The organism is Acinetobacter sp. A2 (assembly GCF_048537555.1).
Taxonomy (GTDB): domain Bacteria; phylum Pseudomonadota; class Gammaproteobacteria; order Pseudomonadales; family Moraxellaceae; genus Acinetobacter.
This window is the reverse complement of the sequence record NZ_CP183241.1, coordinates 16,803-38,518: the sequence shown is the minus strand read 5'-3', so window position 1 is coordinate 38,518 and position 21,716 is coordinate 16,803. Positions and strand designations below refer to the sequence as shown.

22 protein-coding genes and 1 pseudogene are annotated in these 21,716 nt (G+C 36.5%); 8 read left to right on the top strand and 15 right to left on the bottom strand.

Annotated features, from left to right (window positions below; translation table 11 throughout):
• Window positions 1-207 precede the first annotated feature (207 nt).
• The 5 genes from ble to ACNS8M_RS14135 all read right to left on the bottom strand — a co-directional run bounded on the left by ble (window position 208) and on the right by ACNS8M_RS14135 (window position 4,684).
• Window positions 208-573, bottom strand: a complete 366-nt coding sequence (gene ble / locus ACNS8M_RS14155; RefSeq protein ID WP_004201167.1) for a bleomycin binding protein Ble-MBL — start codon at window positions 571-573, stop codon at window positions 208-210.
• Between the two features lie 3 nt (window positions 574-576).
• On the bottom strand, window positions 577-1,389 hold the full coding sequence (locus ACNS8M_RS14150) for a subclass B1 metallo-beta-lactamase NDM-1 (RefSeq protein ID WP_004201164.1): 813 nt from the start codon (window positions 1,387-1,389) through the stop codon (window positions 577-579).
• Between the two features lie 100 nt (window positions 1,390-1,489).
• Window positions 1,490-2,515 (bottom strand): IS30-like element ISAba125 family transposase, encoded by a 1,026-nt coding sequence (locus tag ACNS8M_RS14145; protein ID WP_004994718.1) that lies wholly within the window; start codon window positions 2,513-2,515, stop codon window positions 1,490-1,492.
• A gap of 151 nt (window positions 2,516-2,666) precedes the next feature.
• On the bottom strand, window positions 2,667-3,446 hold the full coding sequence (locus ACNS8M_RS14140; RefSeq protein ID WP_014386410.1) for an APH(3')-VI family aminoglycoside O-phosphotransferase: 780 nt from the start codon (window positions 3,444-3,446) through the stop codon (window positions 2,667-2,669).
• A gap of 105 nt (window positions 3,447-3,551) precedes the next feature.
• Window positions 3,552-4,684, bottom strand: a protein-coding gene (locus ACNS8M_RS14135) for an IS3-like element ISAba14 family transposase (protein ID WP_223155595.1) whose coding sequence is annotated in 2 segments (ribosomal slippage) — window positions 3,552-4,432 and window positions 4,432-4,684 — 1,134 coding nt in all. Because the reading frame shifts where the segments join, the coding sequence is not laid out codon by codon here.
• 84 nt (window positions 4,685-4,768) lie between these two features.
• Between ACNS8M_RS14135 and ACNS8M_RS14130 the strand changes: the two are divergent.
• The 3 genes and pseudogenes from ACNS8M_RS14130 to ACNS8M_RS14120 all read left to right on the top strand — a co-directional run.
• Window positions 4,769-5,650, top strand: a pseudogene (locus ACNS8M_RS14130) (DUF4113 domain-containing protein); the annotation flags it as partial.
• Window positions 5,651-5,766: 116 nt separating this feature from the next.
• Complete coding sequence (locus ACNS8M_RS14125) at window positions 5,767-6,105, top strand: DUF192 domain-containing protein (RefSeq protein ID WP_111034405.1); 339 nt, start codon at window positions 5,767-5,769, stop codon at window positions 6,103-6,105.
• Window positions 6,106-6,176: 71 nt separating this feature from the next.
• Complete coding sequence (locus ACNS8M_RS14120; protein WP_111034391.1) at window positions 6,177-7,112, top strand: hypothetical protein; 936 nt, start codon at window positions 6,177-6,179, stop codon at window positions 7,110-7,112.
• 45 nt (window positions 7,113-7,157) lie between these two features.
• Here the strand turns inward: ACNS8M_RS14120 and ACNS8M_RS14115 are convergent, their stop codons facing one another.
• The 9 genes from ACNS8M_RS14115 to ACNS8M_RS14075 all read right to left on the bottom strand — a co-directional run bounded on the left by ACNS8M_RS14115 (window position 7,158) and on the right by ACNS8M_RS14075 (window position 15,488).
• Window positions 7,158-8,231 carry a relaxase/mobilization nuclease domain-containing protein gene (locus ACNS8M_RS14115; RefSeq protein ID WP_111034392.1) on the bottom strand — a complete coding sequence of 358 codons (1,074 nt, stop codon included), beginning with the start codon at window positions 8,229-8,231 and terminating at the stop codon, window positions 7,158-7,160.
• Complete coding sequence (locus ACNS8M_RS14110) at window positions 8,231-8,890, bottom strand: plasmid mobilization protein (RefSeq protein WP_111818448.1); 660 nt, start codon at window positions 8,888-8,890, stop codon at window positions 8,231-8,233. Before ACNS8M_RS14110 ends, ACNS8M_RS14115 begins: the two co-directional genes overlap by 1 nt.
• A 222-nt stretch (window positions 8,891-9,112) precedes the next feature.
• Window positions 9,113-10,153: a ParB/RepB/Spo0J family partition protein gene (locus ACNS8M_RS14105; protein WP_111818449.1), complete on the bottom strand. Its 1,041-nt coding sequence runs from the start codon at window positions 10,151-10,153 to the stop codon at window positions 9,113-9,115.
• A gap of 3 nt (window positions 10,154-10,156) precedes the next feature.
• Entirely contained in the window at window positions 10,157-10,933 is a 777-nt protein-coding gene (locus ACNS8M_RS14100) for a ParA family protein (RefSeq protein WP_015060288.1), read from the bottom strand.
• 152 nt (window positions 10,934-11,085) lie between these two features.
• The gene (locus ACNS8M_RS14095; protein WP_227539197.1) at window positions 11,086-11,517 is read right to left on the bottom strand and encodes a DUF6573 family protein; all 432 of its coding nucleotides are present in this window, start codon (window positions 11,515-11,517) and stop codon (window positions 11,086-11,088) included.
• 309 nt (window positions 11,518-11,826) lie between these two features.
• Window positions 11,827-12,090, bottom strand: a complete 264-nt coding sequence (locus ACNS8M_RS14090) for a hypothetical protein (protein ID WP_034594172.1) — start codon at window positions 12,088-12,090, stop codon at window positions 11,827-11,829.
• 141 nt (window positions 12,091-12,231) lie between these two features.
• Window positions 12,232-12,750 (bottom strand): J domain-containing protein, encoded by a 519-nt coding sequence (locus ACNS8M_RS14085; protein ID WP_015060286.1) that lies wholly within the window; start codon window positions 12,748-12,750, stop codon window positions 12,232-12,234.
• A gap of 343 nt (window positions 12,751-13,093) precedes the next feature.
• The gene (locus ACNS8M_RS14080) at window positions 13,094-13,558 is read right to left on the bottom strand and encodes a hypothetical protein (protein WP_015060285.1); all 465 of its coding nucleotides are present in this window, start codon (window positions 13,556-13,558) and stop codon (window positions 13,094-13,096) included.
• A 709-nt stretch (window positions 13,559-14,267) separates the two neighbouring features.
• A complete protein-coding gene (locus ACNS8M_RS14075) occupies window positions 14,268-15,488 on the bottom strand; it encodes a replication initiation protein (protein WP_111818450.1) in 1,221 nt (406 codons plus the stop codon).
• 1,187 nt (window positions 15,489-16,675) lie between these two features.
• On the opposite strand from ACNS8M_RS14075, the gene ACNS8M_RS14070 reads away from it, so the two are divergent.
• Window positions 16,676-16,948, top strand: a complete 273-nt coding sequence (locus tag ACNS8M_RS14070) for a hypothetical protein (protein WP_026444499.1) — start codon at window positions 16,676-16,678, stop codon at window positions 16,946-16,948.
• 11 nt (window positions 16,949-16,959) lie between these two features.
• Window positions 16,960-17,280, top strand: coding sequence for a hypothetical protein (locus ACNS8M_RS14065; RefSeq protein ID WP_005248735.1), 321 nt, complete (start codon window positions 16,960-16,962; stop codon window positions 17,278-17,280).
• Window positions 17,281-17,308: 28 nt separating this feature from the next.
• Here ACNS8M_RS14065 and ACNS8M_RS14060 read toward each other — a convergent pair whose 3' ends face one another.
• Window positions 17,309-17,557: a hypothetical protein gene (locus ACNS8M_RS14060; protein WP_034129461.1), complete on the bottom strand. Its 249-nt coding sequence runs from the start codon at window positions 17,555-17,557 to the stop codon at window positions 17,309-17,311.
• 534 nt (window positions 17,558-18,091) lie between these two features.
• Between ACNS8M_RS14060 and ACNS8M_RS14055 the strand changes: the two genes are divergently transcribed.
• The 3 genes from ACNS8M_RS14055 (at window position 18,092) to ACNS8M_RS14045 (ending at window position 21,583) form a co-directional block, all read left to right on the top strand.
• On the top strand, window positions 18,092-18,370 hold the full coding sequence (locus ACNS8M_RS14055) for a hypothetical protein (RefSeq protein ID WP_005248732.1): 279 nt from the start codon (window positions 18,092-18,094) through the stop codon (window positions 18,368-18,370).
• Window positions 18,371-18,653: 283 nt separating this feature from the next.
• A complete protein-coding gene (gene topA / locus ACNS8M_RS14050) occupies window positions 18,654-20,906 on the top strand; it encodes a type I DNA topoisomerase (RefSeq protein WP_111034852.1) in 2,253 nt (750 codons plus the stop codon).
• Window positions 20,906-21,583, top strand: coding sequence for a lytic transglycosylase domain-containing protein (locus tag ACNS8M_RS14045; protein WP_068550239.1), 678 nt, complete (start codon window positions 20,906-20,908; stop codon window positions 21,581-21,583). Before topA ends, ACNS8M_RS14045 begins: the two co-directional genes overlap by 1 nt.
• The last annotated feature ends 133 nt before the right edge of the window (window positions 21,584-21,716 follow it).

Below are 21,716 nucleotides of genomic sequence, written 5' to 3'. Positions count from 1 at the left end.
AAAATACTCCATATATTGATGTTTATAACATCATTTGAGGAGCAGAATATCACTTATAGGAGTTGTTCAAATTTACGGATCCATCTCTCCGCACGGGGCGACGCTGGATAGAACACCAACCCGGCATAGTCCGCCCGCGCCGCGATGGTCGCATCGAGCGCCTCGGGTGTGCTGATCCCGCAAATCTTGATTTTCGCGGGCATGCGGTCAGTCGGGGTTCTGGATCAGCCGCACCAGCGTGCAGTCGGGATCGATCAGGTAGCCGATCCTCAGGCCGCTCGCCTCCAGTTGCGGAGCTTTGAAGCGCGGCCAGCCGGTGCTTTTTTCCTCGGCTCCCGCCGCGTTCACCAATGCCACCATGGCATCGAGATCATCCAACCGCAGGCAACAGCCGAACGAGCTCGTAGCTGGGTCGAGGTCAGGATAGGGGAAGAATTCGAGCTGCAAACCGCCGCGCTGCAGGATCATCCAGCCGCGATCCTTCCAACTCGTCGCAAAGCCCAGCTTCGCATAAAACGCCTCTGTCACATCGAAATCGCGCGATGGCAGATTGGGGGTGACGTGGTCAGCCATGGCTCAGCGCAGCTTGTCGGCCATGCGGGCCGTATGAGTGATTGCGGCGCGGCTATCGGGGGCGGAATGGCTCATCACGATCATGCTGGCCTTGGGGAACGCCGCACCAAACGCGCGCGCTGACGCGGCGTAGTGCTCAGTGTCGGCATCACCGAGATTGCCGAGCGACTTGGCCTTGCTGTCCTTGATCAGGCAGCCACCAAAAGCGATGTCGGTGCCGTCGATCCCAACGGTGATATTGTCACTGGTGTGGCCGGGGCCGGGGTAAAATACCTTGAGCGGGCCAAAGTTGGGCGCGGTTGCTGGTTCGACCCAGCCATTGGCGGCGAAAGTCAGGCTGTGTTGCGCCGCAACCATCCCCTCTTGCGGGGCAAGCTGGTTCGACAACGCATTGGCATAAGTCGCAATCCCCGCCGCATGCAGCGCGTCCATACCGCCCATCTTGTCCTGATGCGCGTGAGTCACCACCGCCAGCGCGACCGGCAGGTTGATCTCCTGCTTGATCCAGTTGAGGATCTGGGCGGTCTGGTCATCGGTCCAGGCGGTATCGACCACCAGCACGCGGCCGCCATCCCTGACGATCAAACCGTTGGAAGCGACTGCCCCGAAACCCGGCATGTCGAGATAGGAAGTGTGCTGCCAGACATTCGGTGCGAGCTGGCGGAAAACCAGATCGCCAAACCGTTGGTCGCCAGTTTCCATTTGCTGGCCAATCGTCGGGCGGATTTCACCGGGCATGCACCCGCTCAGCATCAATGCAGCGGCTAATGCGGTGCTCAGCTTCGCGACCGGGTGCATAATATTGGGCAATTCCATCAAGTTTTCCTTTTATTCAGCATTAAAAACCCCGCAAATGCGAGGCCTAGTAAATAGATGATCTTAATTTGGTTCACTGTAGCAAAAATATGGGGCGAATTCAAACATGAGGTGCGACAGTTTCAAAAGCCATATGATAATCAACAAGCTGAGCAAATTTCTCTAATGGTGTAAGCCAATCTAACGCCTTTCTAGGACGAGTATTCAGTGACATGGCAACTTGATTTAAATAATGCTGATCTGCCTGATTTAAATCAATCCCTTTAGGTAAATATTGCCTAATTAAACCATTCATATTTTCGCATGTGCCTTTTTGCCAGGGTGAATGTGGGTCACAGAAATATACATCTATGCCTAAATCTTCTTCGAGTATTTTATGTTCTGACATCTCACGTCCACGGTCATAGGTCAACGTTTTACGCAGTTCTGCAGGTAAATATTTCAGAGCTTCAGTTAAAGCCTTGCGCACTGATTCTGCCTTTGCATCAGGTAATGTTGCCAAGATACAGAGCCGTGTATTTCGTTCAATAAGTGTTGCTATCGAACTTTTATTGTCTTTACCTTTAATTAAATCAGCTTCCCAATGACCCGGTATTTTTCTTTCTTGAACTTCGGCTGGGCGCTCATGAATAGTTTTAATATCCTGTAATATAGAATCTTTTTTAGGTTCACCGTTAGCTTTTCGCTTTTTATTTTCATGACGTAGACAGGATAATAAGTCTTTTTTCAACTCACCCTTTGGTAATGCTCGTATCGTTGAATAAATCGTTGTATGGCTTACATTCATTGTTTGATCCAAATCAGGAAATGTCTTTAAACGCTTTGCTATTTGCTGAGGAGACCATAAACAACGGATCGCTTCAACAATAAATTTCCAGAGGATTGAATCGATTTTGAGTTTTCTGTGACCACGTCTACGTCTAGCGAAGGTGTTATCAGAAGCATATCGAGCTTGATAAACGTCATTGATGCTATTTCTTTTAAGCTCACGATAGATCGTACTAGGATGTCTTTTAATGAGTTCAGCAAATTTTCTGGCTGAAAAGCCTTCTTTTCTTGACTCAAGCATTAATGCAGTACGATCTTCAAAGTTAAGATGATGGTATGACAATTTTATATACTCCATAAACCCTTTAAATTAATTAGGTGGTTTATGTCGCACTTCAAGTTTTACTCTGCCAACTTTAAATCAGTGGCTCCACTAACACTCTTCACTTATTTATTTAAAATTTAGCGACGTTAAAAGACAATTAAGTATTTTTAGATAATGCTTAGAATCAATTCAATTCATCAAGTTTTAAAAAATAATTCCTTTTGTCAGGTCTATCATTTTTTAAATGCTTTAAAAATATTTTAGCAGTTTCCTCCGAGGCATCCTCTCTTAGGCAACGTTCAACAAAGGATATATCTACAAATTCATCAGCTAACCCAGCACGGCCAAGATCTAAAAAGTAAATTTCATTGAATTTATCTATAAAAATATTACTATCCGTGATATCGCCATGAGAAAAAACCAATCTTTCTTCAACACGAGTCTCAGTTAACTCATTCCATAGACTTAGGTAAGTTCTATGGTCTCCCCATAATTCAGCGTCAAAATCATCTTGATCTATATCGTCAAGGAGTTGGTTATCAATAAAAAATTTTGACTCTTTTAACCGATGATCAATGTTTGAAATAAATGGACAATCAATAATAGCAACTGAATTTAACAGATTGAGTGCCTCCTTATAGATAGCAAGCAATTCTTGGTCTGTTAAAAAAAGCGCTGAAATTGGTTTTGCATTGATCGCTTTAGTGATCATTAATTCAAACTGCTCATCCTGAAAAGTCATGATGAGTTCAGGCACCTTTAATTTCTCAGAGAGCCAACTCAACATTTTCGCTTCGCGAGAGACACTGTATGTGGTCTCTGTATATAAAGTGCTAGATCGCTTAAGAAAAAAAGTTTCATTATTTCGATTAAAAGAATAAACATCCGATGGCGACTGACCAATTTTATTTGGCTCTAAAACGCTGTTTCCAATAAATTGTTGAATAATATTGGGCAATTCCATCAAGTTTTCCTTTTATTCAGCATTAAAAACCCCGCAAATGCGAGAGAGGTGGTCCCACTTGTTTGAACAACTAAAAGCGTATTTATAAGTGATATTCCGCTCTAGTTAAGCCACCTTGTTTTGTTGGGGTAGCTGATCATAGTAAAACTCATTTGGTGTCATTTTGTCTAGACTCGAATGAGGTCGTTTCAAATTATAAAACTCAAAATATGCACTTAATTGCTTTTTCGCATCTGTGACACTGCTATAAGCTTTGAGATACACCTCTTCATATTTAACGCTCCGCCATAATCGTTCAACCATCACATTATCTACCCATCGACCTTTACCATCCATACTGATTTGAATGCCATTTGATTTCAATACATCAATAAATGCATCACTGGTAAACTGGCTGCCTTGGTCTGTATTAAATATTTCAGGTCGACCATATTTTTCAATCGCTTCATTTAAAGCCGAAATACAAAAATCCACCTCCATACTAATCGATACTCTATGCGCAAGTACCTTGCGGCTATGCCAATCAATCACAGCACATAAATAAACAAAGCCTTTTGCCATAGGGATATACGTTATATCCGTAGACCACACTTGATTACTGCGCTGAATAGCCAATCCTTTGAGCAGATATGGATATTTACGGTGAGCTTGATTAGCCTGGCTTAAATTTGGTTTGCAATATAACGCCTGAATACCCATTTTCTTCATTAAAGTACGTGTATGACGTCGTCCTATATGATGTCCTTGACGATTCAACAAATCACGCATCATACGACTGCCTGCAAAAGGATATTGCATATGTAATTCATCAATACATCGCATCAGCTTCAGATCTGATGCACTCACAGGTTTTGGGCGATAGTAATAACAACCACGGGAGACTTTCAGCAGCTTAGCTTGCTTAGATACTGAAATCTGAAGTGAGTCGTCGATTAACTTTTGTGGTTGAAGCGGCCCAGTTTCTTCAACACACCTTCTAAAAAATCAATTTCTAATGCCTGCTCACCGATTTTTGCATGTAGTTTTTTTAGATCGATGGGTGGTTCTGTTGGAGCTTTTGATTGATCGAAAGCTTGCGAGGAAGCTGAGATCAATTGATTTTTCCAGTCAATAATTTGGTTTTGATGAACATCAAACTCAGCACTCAATTCAGCAAGTGTTTTTTCTGCTTTAATCGCAGCAAGTGCTACCTTAGCTTTAAAATCATTTGAATGATTTCTTCTTGGTCTACGTGCCATAAAATACTCCATATATTGATGTTTATAACATCATTTGAGGAGCAGAATATCACTTATAGGAGTTGTTCAAATTTACGGATCCATCTCTGTTTACCGGCCTGTATTGGAATTGGGCGGACTAAAACAGAAGCAAAATTGGCTAATCATATCGCTAAAAAGAATAGTTATTTAAATGGTGTATGTAACCTTGTTTCAATGGACTATTGTTCGATTGAGGGCTTATATCAATCTATAGAAGTTAGTGAAGTATGGGGTATTGGTAGAAAGCATACTAAAAAGCTGAATAGCCTAAGCATTAATACAGTTCTAGATTTTGTTTGTGCTGCACCCTTAATGATTAGAGATCAATTCTCTGTAGTCATACACAGAACTCTATTAGAATTACAGGGAATTTCTTGCATTGAAATTGAGCAAAGTCCTAAAGCAAAAAAACAAATAATAGCAAGCCGTTCCTTTGGCCAGAAAGTTTATAGCTGTGAGGATCTTAAAGAAGCGATTACGCTTTATGTTCAGGATGCCGTAAGTCGTTTAAGAAGTGAAAATTTACTATGTGGCTGTATTATTAGTTTTGTTCAATCTAATCCATTTGATACTTCTGAGCCTTTTTATAATAAATCTTTGTCTTACGCTTTACCCGATCCATCAGACAATAGTTTATTACTTTCTAAAATTGCTACCTCAATGGTTGATCAGCTATACCAGAAGAATATTGGATTTAAAAAATGTGGAGTTATCCTCACTTGTCTTGAACCTAAAGCCACACATATTTATGACTTATTCACGGACATGAACAAGATAGAATCAAGTAATAAACTTATGGATTCACTCGATGATATACAGAATAAATTTGGTAAGAGAAAAATAGGATTAGGTGCCAGTATGCTACCTGATAGAAATTGGAATATGTCACGTAATAAGCTGTCTCCCAATTACTTTAAATGGGATCAACTTATGAGTGTTAAATAATTAGTCATGACTAAGATAATTTTTTTGCATGTGACTTGCCACCTGGCTAAAAGGAATAACAGGAATTGAAATTAAAATATGCAGCGTTTATAGCTCTTTTAATAGTAGTGTCTGTTATGGCCTTTAAACAGGTTTATAACCCTTACTTTGATCAAGATAAAGAAGTAAAGACGTTTAGCTTTAATGGAAAAAAATTAACGGCTCTGTACCTATATAGGGAGCATGATCAAGAAATAGGTTTTAAAGAAAATCCTTCATTAAAGCCTTTAGTTTTTACGTGGAAAAAGCCGATTTATACCTGTTTTAATATGGTCAATGTACCTTATGACTTAGAGATATTTTTCTTTAATGCAGATAAAAAAATTATTGGGTCGGCTGTAATGGAAAAATTTTCCCAAAAGCAGTACTGCCCCAAAGAAAAGATTCAATTTGCATTAGAAAGAATAAAAACTTAGATTTTTCAATCTAGTCTTTAGTATCTTTAAAATTTTTTGAATAGTAACTGTATGGATAAAGAGTATAAAATATGTCTTTAATGTCGATACTGAAATCATCAGATCCTAAGTGCAAAGAAGTAAAAGAAATTATAAAAAGTGTCGCACCCCAAAAAAAAGATTTCAAAACTTACAGTGGTATTCCTCCTTTTACTAATTATGAAGTTATGAGTGAACATAAATTAACGAGTAGTTATGATTCAGGCTTGGTTGGTACAGCATTTGACTACTTATCTAAAATAATTTGTGCGTACTACACGAATACTGAATTGAGTGCTAAGGAATTTGAGCAACCTAAAATTATCAGCTTTCTAGAGGAAACTAAAAACAAAAGCATTTTGGTATTGTATAAAAAAATTCAAAATCACATAGATTTTCTACTAGCTAATAAATCAAACGATTTAGAACTAAATGAAGAATTTATTGGTGGAATTATTCTTTTGGCTAAATTAGAAAATCTATGGCGATCTGGATTTCTACCAGTAGCAACAAAGAAAGACATACTAAAACCAACGGAGAAAGTGGTTTACGAAGATATATCTTCCCTAGTCAAAAATTTTGATAATGTATTCATTAAGAATGGTCTTATTAAGCCTGATAGTCTGATCACATACAATCCCAGATATTCTGCAAATATCCGTGTTGCACTAGGTGGGATAGATGCAGATATTTGTATTGATGAAACACTATATGACTATAAAAGTACAAAAAATCATGGATTTATGATTAAAGACAGTATGCAAATCACATCGTATTACTTATTCTATTTAATGGATCGAATTATGTCGTCAACAGTGCAGATGCAACGACACAGAATAGAACGAATTGCATTATATAAAGCTAGGTTTGGCCAAATTGAATATTTTGATGTTAAGCATATACCTGAAAAAGATTTAAAATATGCAATTTCTGAGCTTAATAGGATGTTCAAATTAGGTATGCCCGCTCAGAAAATTAAGGATTTTTAAAGGGCACTAAAGCACAGTATTGCGCCTTATCCTTCCCTTATATTATTAACGGTCTTGCTCTTTCCCCTTGTTCTTTCCGTGTTGAAGATCTAGCTTATTAGGTTGAATCTGTGGCTGTGACATTGGTTTTTTAACTTCTACCTGTTTCCGTAAATAGTCCACTAGATCAACTGCTAGTTTTCTATCTTGCGGATCTGGTGACTGTGATAGAGCTTTAGTAATTTCCTTGTAATGCGTCAATGCTTCTTTTTCTTGCTGTTTAGCTTTCTGGACACGTTCTGGACTGGCCTTATTTTTACCATATCGCTTAAACGATTTGCCCTGCTCTTTCATTTGTTTAACTGACTGCTTATCACTTCTATTTTTTTGAAGCCTAGCTATACGTTTTGTCGCATTCGCTTCAATCCCTCTAGATCTTAATTTTTCAGCAAAACTTTCTCGCCATTCCTGAAGGTCAGCCTTCCTAATATTTAACCGATCACCTTTTTCAGAAACAGCTTTAACAACAACATGCACATGCGGGTTTTCACTTGGATCTTTTGAAGGGTCATTGGTAAAGGTATGCTGCACCAGCATATATTTATGGTCTTTAAAATGTTCCTCTGCAAATTCTTTTGCAGCATCATAAACGCCTTTTTCATCCGTACCTTTCGGCATAGATAACACAATATTAAAAGCCTGCTTATATTTAGATTCTTCATCAGAAATAGGTGTACCTGACATTTGCCAATCTTCAGCAGTATCTTCTATATCATCCTTACCATTAACTTTATTTCCGTCCTGATCAATTCCCTCTAATTGCCCATTCCGTGTGATATATCCCATGTGGGCTTTCACCTTCCCCATAGAATTACCTCCACCAGTAACCTTGACCATTACTTCAGGGGTCTTTTTACTGATTCTATTTAAAGTTGCCTTAACGCTATTTGGAGATGATTTAGGGGCTGATTTAGCTGAATGGCCAGATCCATTTTTAGGCTTAGACAGATCATTTAAAAAAGTATCTAAACTTTGGGTCTGATTAACACGCTTAACTTTAGATCCGTTAAGTAGCTGCTCACCATGAGCAAGCAAAGTGCTTTGCACTTCTCTGGTAGTCTTACTGCTTCCGTTAGCCATTATTCCCACCTCTTTTTATTGCGCTCTAATAGAGTGAAAACATGCCTAACTTGAGCTTTTACTAGCTGATGCACTCGCTCGACAAATTCTCTATCGTAAGACTCATAAATACCCTGATTCATATTCTTAGCCATTTGGTTTAGGTTTCTACCAATCGCCAAAAGCTGACTATTTGATTCGCCAAGTTTAAGAGCTTCTTCCTGGCTAAAGAATATTGAATCTTTTGTGACATTAGCTGTTAAAACCGAAATGATATATTGATTCGGTTTCATACCGACCTGTGCTGCTTTTTCATTAATGGCTTTCATCAAACTTGGTTTAAGCCGTAATTCTTTGCGTGATGTTTTTTCAAATACATCTATAACGTCTTGCGTTTTTTCTATTTCAGATAACTTTTCCTTGATCATTTTTTTGAGCAGGTTGTCTGGATCTACTTCTTCAAACTTAGCTAACTGATAGATTTTTTCGGCTAAGTCCTTTTCAAGATTCAAGGAAAAATCTTGTCCTGAATATTCTGGATCATTCTCTTTTTGATAAGAAAGTTCTAACGCTTTTTGGAAAGGTGCGCCTTTCTTAATTCCCTGTTTTTCACACTTTGCCTCCCACCAATCAAGCACTGCCCGATCAACTCTGAAAAAGATTTTATTGTCTTTAGTCATGAATAATTCCATAAGCAAAGTGATATTTTGCTTATCCCATTTTATCAACTGGGTGACAAAATGGCAATTTTAACGGCTGCTGCCTATCCTGCCCTAGATTATATACCTTCTTTTTTCCCTCTTTTCTCCTTAGTCATGACTAAGGGTAATCAAGCTAGGTGGTCGGGATAACCCGCCCAAAAAAAAACCTTGCATAAGCAAGGTCTTTTTCAATTGATAGGTTTAGGCTTCTTGTAAATACTCGATTTCAAGGCTGCTGCAATCTACAGATACCTCTGTTCCATCTTCGTATTTGATCCATGCAAAACCCAAAGAAGTAGGCTTTTTATTTAGCATCAGGTTCGCTTGTCGGCCGTCATGAATAACAACTAAAAGCGGTTTTTTGATTTTGTCTGGATCTTCTTCTTTAGCTTCTGGCTGCTCTTTCTGATTCGATTGATCCATCAGTTTTTTAACTTCTGGTTCTTCTGGTTCTTCAGTCGCTTCAGCTTGATCATCCCCCTCAAAATTGAAAGATTCATTATCATCAATAATGGCGGTTTGCTCTTGGCTTTCTTGCGCCTGTGGTTCTTGATCTACTTCAGTCACTTCAGCTTGCTTAGGTTCTTTTAACTTTTTAGATAAAGCCTGAACTCTAGATCTGATAATGTCCTGACCATTCTCTAAAGATTCATCCACCCAAGCGTTTACTTCTTCAGGGAAGGATTCCCAAAGTTTGCGTAAGTCATACAAAGTCTTTGGAGATTTAAAACCTGCATCATAAGCCTTAGATAAGCATTCTGGCATATCTACTAAAGCTAAGTGAGTAGAAATGAAAACAGGATCTTCATTTAACTTTTTAGCGATTACGTTTTTCTTCTCACCTTGCTTAATTTTCTTTTGGATGAAAAGTGCAAGCTCAATAGGTGAATGGTTAAGGCGTTCTTTATTCTCCATGACTTGATCATAATCATCATGATCATTATCAACAAAAGCAGGGATAGTTTCCTTGCCAGCCATCACTGAAGCTCTAAAACGTCTAGCTCCATAATTGATGATCCACTTGCCTTGTTCTGTTGGGTGGGGTTTAACACTAATTGGTGTTTTAACTCCACGAGCCTTGATTGATTCGACCATTTTTTGCATCTGATCTTCTGGAAACTCAACACGCGGCTGATCTGGATCTTCAAGAATATCTGTAAGTGGAATCTGTTTAGGTGTTCCGTCTGCTACTGGTGCAGAATTACCTAGATCAATACCTTCCAAAGCTGATAAATCTAACATTCCTTAAATCTCCATAAACTTGTTAATGCTTTCAAAAACTGTTTTTAATTCAGCCCATGCGGTAAAACCGCTAGTTTTACCCAATTTATTTGTAGGTATGCCTTGCGCTTGCGCTTCAGCGATTGCAGTCGTTTTTTTAACGAAGGCATAGCTACCGTCTGAGTTTTTGATCAGGTACTTTGAAAAATGCTGAACAATAGCTTTTAGGTTGTCTTTCTGAAATGGAGTTGGTTCAACAATATTCGGAAGGATGCCGATTAATTTTAAATTTGGGTTTAGCTTTTGATTAATCGCTTGGATCTGCTTGAGTAATCCACCGATGCCGTCAATAGCTTCCTGATTCAATTGAATTGGACTTAAAACATAGTCACTAACAATTAATGAAGCTACTTGGCGAATGTCGGGATTTGGATTGGTATCAATCAGGCAAACATCAAATAAAGAATCAACTGATTTTAAAAACTTCTGGTAATTGGTGGCAAAGTTGTTATGCAAAGTGCCATTTTTTTCAATAGCTGTTAATTCTGGTGTTGCTTGTACCAAAGTAAAGGCTTCAGGATTTGAAATAGTTTGATCTTCTTTGGTCAGCATGTCGAATGCAGATACATTAGCTACAGTCACAGCCCCGCCAGTAATCAATGCTTTTGTAGTGTTCTTCTGGTGGTCTAGATCAATGACTAATACACGCAAGCCCAAAGAATTTAAATAGTGTGCATACTGGCAAATGATTGCAGATTTACCCACACCGCCCTTTTGATTTGAAGCAACAACTTTTTTCATATTTCACCTAGTTTAATGGCTTATTAAGGGTCGCCCTATTGCGTCCTTATGCTGTATATTCTAACGTCCACCTGTGGACATTGCAAGCATTTTCTTAGTCATGACTAAGTTTTTTATCATAAAAAAATCCTCCCATAAAGGGAGGACGTAAATTAAAAATCTTCAGGATAACCGATTGTTATGACTGGCTCTCCTTGATCTCCACCATGAACGTGCAATTCTAAAATATGATTTCTCTTGCGACCTGCGCCTGTGATAATCACAGTAAAACGTACCGCACTAGGGCTTAGGTGTGTCTTATATGCTCGGCTCATCCATAAAATGTCATGAATAACGCCCTCTAAGTCATTAAGCCATTTTTCATTTTTTACCGCCTTATCAACTACCGCCCAAAGCGCAGAAGTGAAACAGATAGGATGCTTATAATGTTCTTTTGCCAGTCCATCTAATTTAGGACTAAGAGAATTGATTGCAACTAAAAAACCATCTTCAATGGCTTGCTGACGTGTGTAAACTGAAATGTATTGTTCCATGATTTTTACCTGTTTTATTTCAGGTCGCCCGATGCGTCCTGATAAAGTCATTATATCAGTCCACCTGTGGACATTCAAGCAAAAGCTTAGTCATGACTAATTTTTTATAGGGAAAATTGAGTAGAAAAATATCCGTTTTAATACCTGGCTAAACCGCTTTTCAGATGCTCTTATTTGCGATTCTTAGGCTGCTGACTGCCTTTTTTATATATGAAGCTAGGTTATCCTAGCACCGACCTGAACAGGCCAAAATGAGCGTATATAAAGCAGAACAGATAGACAATTTTTTATGTTTTTTAGGCAAGCTAAAAACCAAAAAAATCGCCACCAAAAAAAACCTCCCATTGTGGGAGGTCTAGCTTAAACGGCTAAGTTATAAGTAATTCTGTAATCTTCAAAATAACCGTTTTCATTATCTCCCCTTCTGATTCTTTCAATATGAGTAACATTGTGGGCTACTCGGCAACTAATCATGATTTTTTCAATTTCTTGAAATAGTGTTTTTTCATCAAAGATTGGAAACCAAATATTATTGTTAGATCCAGTTAAAACCTCATGACCGCAAAAATGAACCAGTTTACCTGTAGGATAGTTTGTAAAGATTGCAACTATTGAAGCTCGCATAATTAATTCCTGTTTTATTTCAGGTCGCCCGATGCGTCCTGATAAAAATCATTATATCAGTCCACCTGTGGACATTCAAGCAAAAACTTAGTCATGACTAAGAGAATTGATAAAAAAAGCCCCCTTTCGGGGACTTATTCATTAAGCGGTTAAAAGTTGTCTTTCTTCTGCCATTCTGGTTTTTTTAACTTTCTGGCTGCCGTGTAACTCTCGCATTTGATCTAAAGTCATTCGACCTCGACCATTTGATTTTTTACCAATGAAAACCCATTTACATTGCACTCGATTCCATACAAAACCCGCTTCTTTTAATTTGTCTTTGTGCTGCTTAGTATCACCAGAAACCCAAACCCAAACGCCAATAATTTCAATATCTAAACCATCCAGATTGATAATTGCATCAATAGCCTGTTTTACTTTTTTCTCAACTTCAGAGTGTTCTGAACGGCTTGACCAGAAACCACGCCCATTTTCGGAACTATCTTGATACTGATCTTTTGAAGCTTCATTAATAATGCGATTTAAAAGCTGTTCATATTCGCTGTTAATCTCCTGCATAACTTCGGTTTTACCGCCACGATCAGGATGATTTTTAAAAGCTAGTTTTTTGTACTGAAGTTTTAACTCGTCTAATGATGTAACTGATGAAAAATGTTTCATGTTTAAATACCTGTTTTATTTCAGGTCGCCCGATGCGTCCTGATAAAATCATTATATCAGTCCACCCGTGGACATTCAAGCAAAAACTTAGTCATGACTAATTTTTTTAAATGATATAAATTCATAAAAAATAGCTATTTAAGTATTTTGTCTGGTCTGCTTTTCTAATGCTTATATTTGCGTTTCTTAGGCTGCTGATAGCCTTTTTTTACCCTATGTCTAGTTACCCCACATTAAACACACAAACACCCTAAAACGAGCTTAAAACACACAAGATGAACAACCTTTTTTCCCTTAGTCATGACTAAGAATGTATAAAAAAATCCCCTTTCGGGGATCTCTTTTAAATTGGACAAGAATTAAAAATTTTATGGAATGGATCATTCCTATAAGCTGTCACTCTATACGCTTTAAGGCGTTTTTTAGTGTATGGCTCAAAGGTCACTAAAAAGTGTGAGAATAGCCCACCTCCCAACTGTTCGGGCAGCATGAACATTTCAAAGTTAAAACCTCCATACGTGCGGGCAGGGGGAAGGATATTAAACTTTTCATCATATTCAGTTAGTGAAATTTCAATCGGTTCTAAATAGTTATTCTCTTTCTGAAAGAAATCTTTTTCAGTCATAACTGAAGCAGCAGCAAAGCTTTCTCCATAACTGTTTTGTAATTCTAGTATTAATTGACCTACATTCTTTTTAGTAAGACAGCAAACATATTGATCATTAAGATTGTCTAAGTAACCAAAAAAATGGACTGATTCAACTTCAGATTTCTTTAATGTATAGACTAAAACTAAATCCTGATTCATAACTAAATACCTGTTTTATTTCAGGTCGCCCGATGCGTCCTGATAAAAATCATTATATCAGTCCACCTGTGGACATTCAAGAAATAACTTAGTCATGACTAAGAAATAAAATAATGTTTAGTTAAGATCCCTAGAGGTTATATCAGAGCAAAGTGTCTACTTTGCGAACTGGTGCAATCAGTTAAATTTTCCCTTCCCTGATTACCATTGCAAGGGGCAAGCGAAGCCGACAAAATCTGTGATTTTGTCGAGCTGACCGCAGCACCGCAACTGCTCCCATTTGATCTAAAACGGGATACCTAAAGCCAGCCCGCATGGGTGGCGACCAGATAGCATAGAAAACTAAAAAATGTAGGAGGTAAGTAAGGCAAAAACTAAATATTTAAAAACTAATCAGCTAGATTTATTGGCAAAATATTACAGGTTTGGCCAAATCCTGGGAAACATTAAGTTATTGTTTTTATTATATGGTTGTAAATTGAAATTCTAAAAAAATGGCAAAATATTCCACTTAGGCTAAACGTAAACTTTTAGTCATGACTAAGGTATCAATTAGCTAATTATTAAATTTTAATATTTGGATGCGAATAGAAAAGATACTTTTTATATAGATTAATAAGAATTTTTGAAGGTTTTAAATTGAACCACCATATTGTCTTAAATTAGCGAAGTCTGTTTAAGACAATATGGGGGGTATGCTTTTTAGATATTAATCCTGATCGTCCGTGTCCTGATTGTCTGTGTCCTGATCGTTCTTGTTATCATTATTGCTATTGGTGATAATCCCTCGTTTTGCCTGTAACCAGAAGTAATAATCCATATCTATCGGCTTATGAGCATTAAGCTTATCTAACTTTTCAGTTAATAGAGTTCTCATGATTACCTTAGAAGTATCCTCGTCTAGATTACCTAAGAAATATCCGTAATCATTTAAAAATTCTTTGCAATTTACTAAGGTGCTGATTTGTTTTGGAGATACCTTTACTGGTGGTTTGAAATGCTTAATACGATCAGGTGCTTTAAAGTGTGATCCATCATCACTAAATGGAATTGCAGCAGCCAGATAGCCCTTTTTCATTTTATCTATAAATTTGATGTGTCCTTGCTCTTTATATTCAGTTTTCATGCTAAAAATAAACTTAATAGCAACTACTTCCTTTCCGTTTTTTACGTTCTCAAAACTGACATTAATATTGCTAAGTTCGTTAATTTCATCCTGAGCCACATTCAAAACACGGTTTTTAAAATTGGCCAACTCTTTATATTTATCCTCACATTCAAGCATCCATCTTAATTCTTCCAGATCAATAGTGACCTCTGATGTACGCCACATATAGCTCATTAAGATCCGATACAAACGAAGGGAATAGCTCGAATTAAATAAGATAATATGCTTCAGTTCATGGCTACTAAATGACTTAGTTTTTTCATCTACTTTCTTAACTAGATCATAGAAATACTCAAAAAATTCTTTTGCGAATCTAACCTTAATACATTTAGTTGCTTTGTCATAATGGCAATAAGTCATCATCGGAACTTTAGCAGGTTCGTCAGATTCCCCATCTTTAACCAACATAGTTGGGTTATCAAATTTTGTATAAATACGTTTTAAAGCAGTTTCAGCATTTCGCTGAATTTCACGTTTATCTGTTGCAGTAAGCACTTCCTTTCTAGCCATTGGGGAGGTCAATTCTCCAAAGTTTTCGCTGCTCACATAAATGAAGTCGTCATGAGTAATTGAGGTCTTATTTTTAAGCTCATTCTTTCTCACGATGATCATTGCACAGTACATAAGCTTCTCAAGATTGAGATCAATGCTATATCTGGCAGTAGGAAAATCATTGCGGGTCACAACTAAATCGGTCAATTTTGCCCTTGTATTAGATTGTGTATAGTCCTCTAAGCCTTGTGAGCCAATAATTTTCTGCATTTTTTTGTAAATCCGTTATTCCTTTTGAAATCATTATAACTATACAAGTATATTTATCAAGTATAGTTATTAATTAAGTTTATAAGATATTGTTTTTAAAATATATATTTATTAAAAATCAGTAAAATTACTTTATAACCCTGTAGTAGTATAAATAAAATAAATGTTTTTCCTGTTTAAGTATTTTCTTTTATTTCAATTAGTTACGCTGCGACAAAACGTATGGCTATTTTTAACACAAAAACCAGTTAAAAAATATTCAATTTTGAATATTTATAACTATTATATAAATATCAATAACTTACGCTGCGACAAAACGTATAGTTATGATTTTAAGCCTATACAAATATCTTTTTTAGCACCAAAAAATAAAAATCGTTCTTCAATATAATTATTTATATAAAACAACAACTTATCAGATTGTTAAGAATCTAGTTAATTCCTGAAAAATATATATAATCGTATCCAGTACGCATAATCGCAGGTTTGCGACAAAACGTATAGTTATGCGGGGAAGTTGCGACAAAACGTATAGTTTTGAGATTGCAGCATGGATTAAGGCTAAAAAATACGCAAAAATATAATAAGTTAGAGCTAAACACCTAATTAATTACTGATTTTTAAGAATAATTTAGCCATTTTTTGTATACTGTTGATAAGTCTGTGGATTATTTGCGACAAAACGTATAGGTATGTGACAAAACGTATAGTTGTAGCGACAAAACGTATAGTTATAGCGACAAAACGTATAGTTATAGCGACAAAACGTATAGTTATAGCGACAAAACGTATAGTTATAGGCTTGTAAACTTATGTTTTACAAAAAGAAATTAAGGCTCTTAAACTGTTCTAAACACTCCTAAACTCTATTTAAACTCTTTTTAAACCCGATTCTAGTTTTTTTTAAAAAGTTTTTAGAAATGTTTAGAAGATTATTAAAGTGATATTTACATGACAAAAAGGGAAGGGATCTAAAAAAAATATGAGCTTTGATATATACAAACTTTTTACAAAAGTTTTAAATTATTCATTAAAGTTTTAAACTTTTTGATATATATTAAAAGCGTTTAAAAATAATTGATGTTTTTGTGTCTTTTACACACAGTTACACTTCAGTTACATTTTTAAATTAATTATATTTTGTAAGAATCCGCACTTCACTTTTAAAAACTAGGGATCTTGCAGAAATGGCTTTAACGATGAATGACTTGAAAACAGTCGATGACTTCAACGCCAATAACTATGGTGTTGAAATTGGTATGAACGAGCAGTTCCAATATTTTGTGACTGTTAAAGTAAATGATGTTGATCACATCATTCATACTGCATCAGGAAAAATTCGATTCACACGGAATTTACCCTTCTTGATTCAAGAGATTTGTTCAATGTGCAGCAATGCCAAAACAATATCTCTAAACTTTGAAGGCAAGTTATTCGTACTGGAAAACTCATCTAAATAGAGTGACTACTTGTGTATAAAAAATTTATTTTAGGTTTAACTTTAGCTAGTGCATCTGCCTTAGTTGCAGCTAAAGATGAAAATTATGGCTGTCGTGCTTTTATGTGCTTTGCTGGCGGTCTTAATGTTTCTGAATGTCAGTCTACAATTAGTGACGTAAAAAAAGATCTGGCTAAAGGTAAAGGCTTTCCTCACTGTTCATTCGTCAGCAGTAATCAAGACGGATCTGTTGGAGGTGGAGAAGGACAACCTAAAATTTCATCTTATACACATAATAAAAGAGTTTATCTGTATGTAGATGACAAGTTAGTCACTACAGTTAAAAAGTCCTAAGTTTTTGCAAGAAAAAAGCCTGATTTAATCAGGCTTTTTTTTCTTGTAATTGTTTATAGAAAATTCTTAAAACTTCTTTGACTGCTACACTTTTTCCGTGTTTTTCCCCGCCATAAATATCTTTTAAATATTCTAAGGCTTCCAGTGCTTCAACATCTTCAGGAACATCCATATTGAAATAAACTGAAAGTGGAGTTTTGGTAGTAGGCTTTTTTCTATATCTTTTTCTGCGATCTAATACCTTTCCTTCTGTTTCTGTTCCTAGTTCTTCAGTCATAACTTATCCCATTTAATAAATGTCCACAGGTGGATATTAAGTCCTTTTTAAATAATTTACTACTTATATCGGGTCGCCATTTATGAGAAGTAGCATTGCAATAGTATGTTTTAACGTGGGGTTATAACCCTTTTAATAACCTCATATTATGTACTATGTACTATTTAAATCCCGCTACTAGATCAAATGGGAGCAGTTTATTTTCTGCGGTCGCCATTTAAAAAGCACAGCTTTTTAAAGCTCACTTGAAAATCAACGGTAATCAGGGAAGGGAAAATTTAACTGATTGCGTCAGTTCGCAAAGTAGACACTTTGCTCTGATATATGTGCTATGGATCTGGATTAGATAGGTAATATAGATGCCTGGATAAACGCTGCAGCTTTTATCCAAGCATCGAGGTTTTTAGTCATGACTAAAGCAGAATTTAGCTAAAATATTTAAAATTTCTTTAAATTATTTAAAAAAACTTTACCAAGATTACCTAAACTGATGATAATGCACCTTTGTTATGGGTGCTTTAAAAGGTTTTATGGATGACTGATTTTATAAATATTGATCCTGATTTTTCTATTTCAGAGGTGGTGCTAGAGGAATCTAATAAACAAGGATTTATTAAAGAGTTAATTATTAATGAATTTGAGGGTGGATTTTTTATCACAGCAAAACTGGCATGGTCAGGCCAAAAGGTTTGGACTTTAACAACAAGACGAGAAAAAGATAAAGCTAGGATCTTTAAGGATCTGACTAGGCTTAATGATTTCTTGAAAGAAAAAATTTATACAGAAGAAGTAAAAATAATAAGAATCAAGTAAAAAAATACAAAAGCCCTTTCCAATATGGTATATTTTGGATTGTATTCTTTAAAGCTCTAAGACGGGATTTAAGAAAATGGCTATAAGTTTAAATAAATATGGAAATTTTTTAAAATTTTTTCTAGTTATTTCATGTGTTTATCTTGTGTGCTTCATGCCACAAGATGCACTGCTTTTAGAAATCCTTGTAGATTTCACTAAATTTCAAGTAGTTGCTTTCTTATATTCATCTTTTCTTTGTGGGCTTTCGAGTTTCCTAAATTTCACAATTTGGAAATAACCCATGAATCTTGTAATCGTTGAATCTCCTAACAAATGTTCAAAAATTGGAAGTTTTTTAGGATCTGATTTTAAAGTTGTGGCCAGTGTTGGCCATGTTCGGGATCTACCAAGAAAAGGCTTAGGTATTGATATAGCCAATGATTTTGCAATGGAATATTCATTTATTCCTGATGCCAAAGTTAATGACAGAACTTTTGACGGTGGCGAAAAACGTATTGAAAAAATAAAAGCCTTTTTGAATAAAGCAGACAAGATTTATTTAGCTACCGATCCAGACAGGGAAGGTGAAGCTATTTCATGGCATTTAAAAGAATGTTTAGGTCTGGAAGATGGTCAATTTGAACGAATAGAATTTAATGAAATTTCAGAAAAAGCTATTAAAGAAGCCATTAATAATGGGCGTGGTTTAGATTATCAGCTTGTATATGCTCAAGAAGCACGTAGGGCTTTAGATCGTCTGGTGGGCTATCTAGTTTCCCCTATTGCATCTAATCTTATGGGTCAGCCTTCATCTGCGGGGCGGGTACAATCTCCTGCTGTTTTAATCGTTGTCCTTAGAGAAATCGAAATCCAGAAATTCAAAGTTACTAACCACTTTGGCGTTAATTTGAGTTTTGATAAAGAGCCTAAAAAATGGATCTCGCAATGGGTTACAACGGAATTTGTAACTGAGGATCAGCCTTATGTTTTAGATCGTTCCTTAGCTGAAGAAGTTGCAAAAACTAAGAAAGTTAAAGTTTTAAACTGCACTGAAAAAACAGAGTATTCAAATGCTCCTTCTCCTTTCTCTACAGCCCTACTTTTACAAGCTGCTAGTGTAGCGTTAGGCTTTAGCCCTCAACAAACAACCAAAGCAGCACAGGCATTATTTGAACAAGGGGCAATTACTTACATTCGGACTGACGGCCTAAACATAGCTGATGAAAGTGTAGAAGAAATCTTTGCTTATGCTAATGAACATCAATTTTCTTTACCTGAAAAGCCTAATAAGTTTAAGGAAAAAGATGGGGCGCAAAACGCCCATGAAGCAATCCGACCTGTTCACATAACTGATAAAGATCTAGGAAAGTCACCAGAACAAAAAGCTTTATATCAATTGATTTGGGAACGTACTATTTCAAGTCAATTGGCCAAAGCTGAATATAAAGCCGTTACTTTGGAATTACTGTCTGAAGATGGAAAATATAAGTTCCATGCTAAAAGCCGTGAGCTAATAAAAAAAGGGTGGATGGTTTTTGGTAAAGACTGCCTGAATGAAGATGAAAACGAGCCTTCAGGCGTGGTGCCGGTCTTAGAAGTTGGTTCTGTAGTTGATGTTGAAAGCGGTGAAGTTATTGCAAAACAAACTAAGCCACCAAAACGCTATACAGAAGCTTCACTAATTAAAAAATTGGAAAGCTGCGGGATTGGTCGCCCTTCTACTTATTCATCAATCATGGCCAATATTCTGAATAAGGGCTTTCTGGAGGTAGAAAAGAAAGTCTTAAAACCAACTAAATTAGGGAATGATTTAATTGGTAGTCTGTTAAAAGCTAAATTTAGCTTTCTGGATCTGCACTATTCAAAAGAGATGGAGTTGCAGCTAGATAAAATTGCATCTGGTGAAACTTCATATAATTCGGTTGTTTCTGCCTTATACACTCAACTTGCTCAAGAGCTAAGTACAGCTTCAAAGCTGACAGCTATAAACGCAATACCTTGTCCAAAGTGTAAAAGCCAATTAAAAAAATTTAAGAATACTAAAACCAATCAATTTTTTTGGATTTGTAGCAATGAGGACTGTAAGCACTCGATGGATGACGACAAGGGTAAACCAGTCGAAAAAGTTATTCATTCATGCCCTAAATGTAAAACAGGTCGCTTAAATAAATTCCAAAATTCGCAAACTAAAGAATTTTTTTGGATCTGCAATGATCAGGAATGTAAGCACTCGATGGATGACAAGAAAGGTCAGCCAGTAGAGAAAATCAAATATCCTTGCCCTAAATGCTCAACGCCATTATTCAGATCCAAAAAAGAAGGTAAAGATCCGATCTGGTTCTGTCCTAATCGGGAAACAGATTGCAAAGTCTTTTTGCCTGAAGTTAATAAAAAGCCACTTCTTGAAGTCTATTCATGTCCTCAATGTGCCAGTGATTTAAGACGGATCAATGGGGCAAATGGCTATTTTTGGGGGTGTACCAACTATAAAAATGGGTGCTCCGCTACTTATCCAGATCAAAAAGGTAAGCCAAAATTTGAGGTGAAAAAGTAATGATTGATTTCGTAGTTTTGGCACAACAATGTGCGCCACAAGTTGATGTAAATATTGCGTCTGCAATTGTTAAATCTGAATCCTCATTTAATCCTTTTGCGATAGGGGTTAATCGTGCCGCAGGTCTTAAAAAACAGCCGACTAGCTATGAAGAAGCTGTATCTGTGGCCAAAAGATTAATTAGCCAGGGACGAAATATTGATGTTGGTTTTGCTCAAATTAATAGTGCTAATTTCAAAAGATTAAATCTTAGTGTCGAGCAAGTTTTTGATCCCTGCACTAATCTAAGCGCAATGCAATTTATCTTTAATGACTGCCGAAATAGGGCAAAAGGCAAAGATATTTATAAAGCTATGTCTTGCTATAACACTGGCAACCATTCATCAGGATTTAGAAATGGGTATGTAGCGAAAGTATCAAGAAATTTGAATTATTTTGCTAATGGTTCACTCAATACCATGCCTGTAAAATTCAATCCTCCCTCACCTCCTATGAATAGCTCAGAACAGCTTGCATATTTTGCTACTAATGCAGATATGCCTAACTCCAATGGATATACCGAAAATACAGAACTTCAAAGCCTTCCAGTAGTGGAGAAACGGCCTTCATTTTTCTTAACTAACGGCACAAATATTAAAGAAAAAGAAAAAAGTTTAAAATCTTCTATGATCTTTTAAAATATTTTCAAAAAGTTTAAAACTTAGTGTAATATATTAAATATACAGTACCAATGAACAATATTTGATTTTCCAAAAATATTGTTCTTGGTACTTAATGCGCTAGGTCTTAATTGCTTCACTTGGAGAAAAT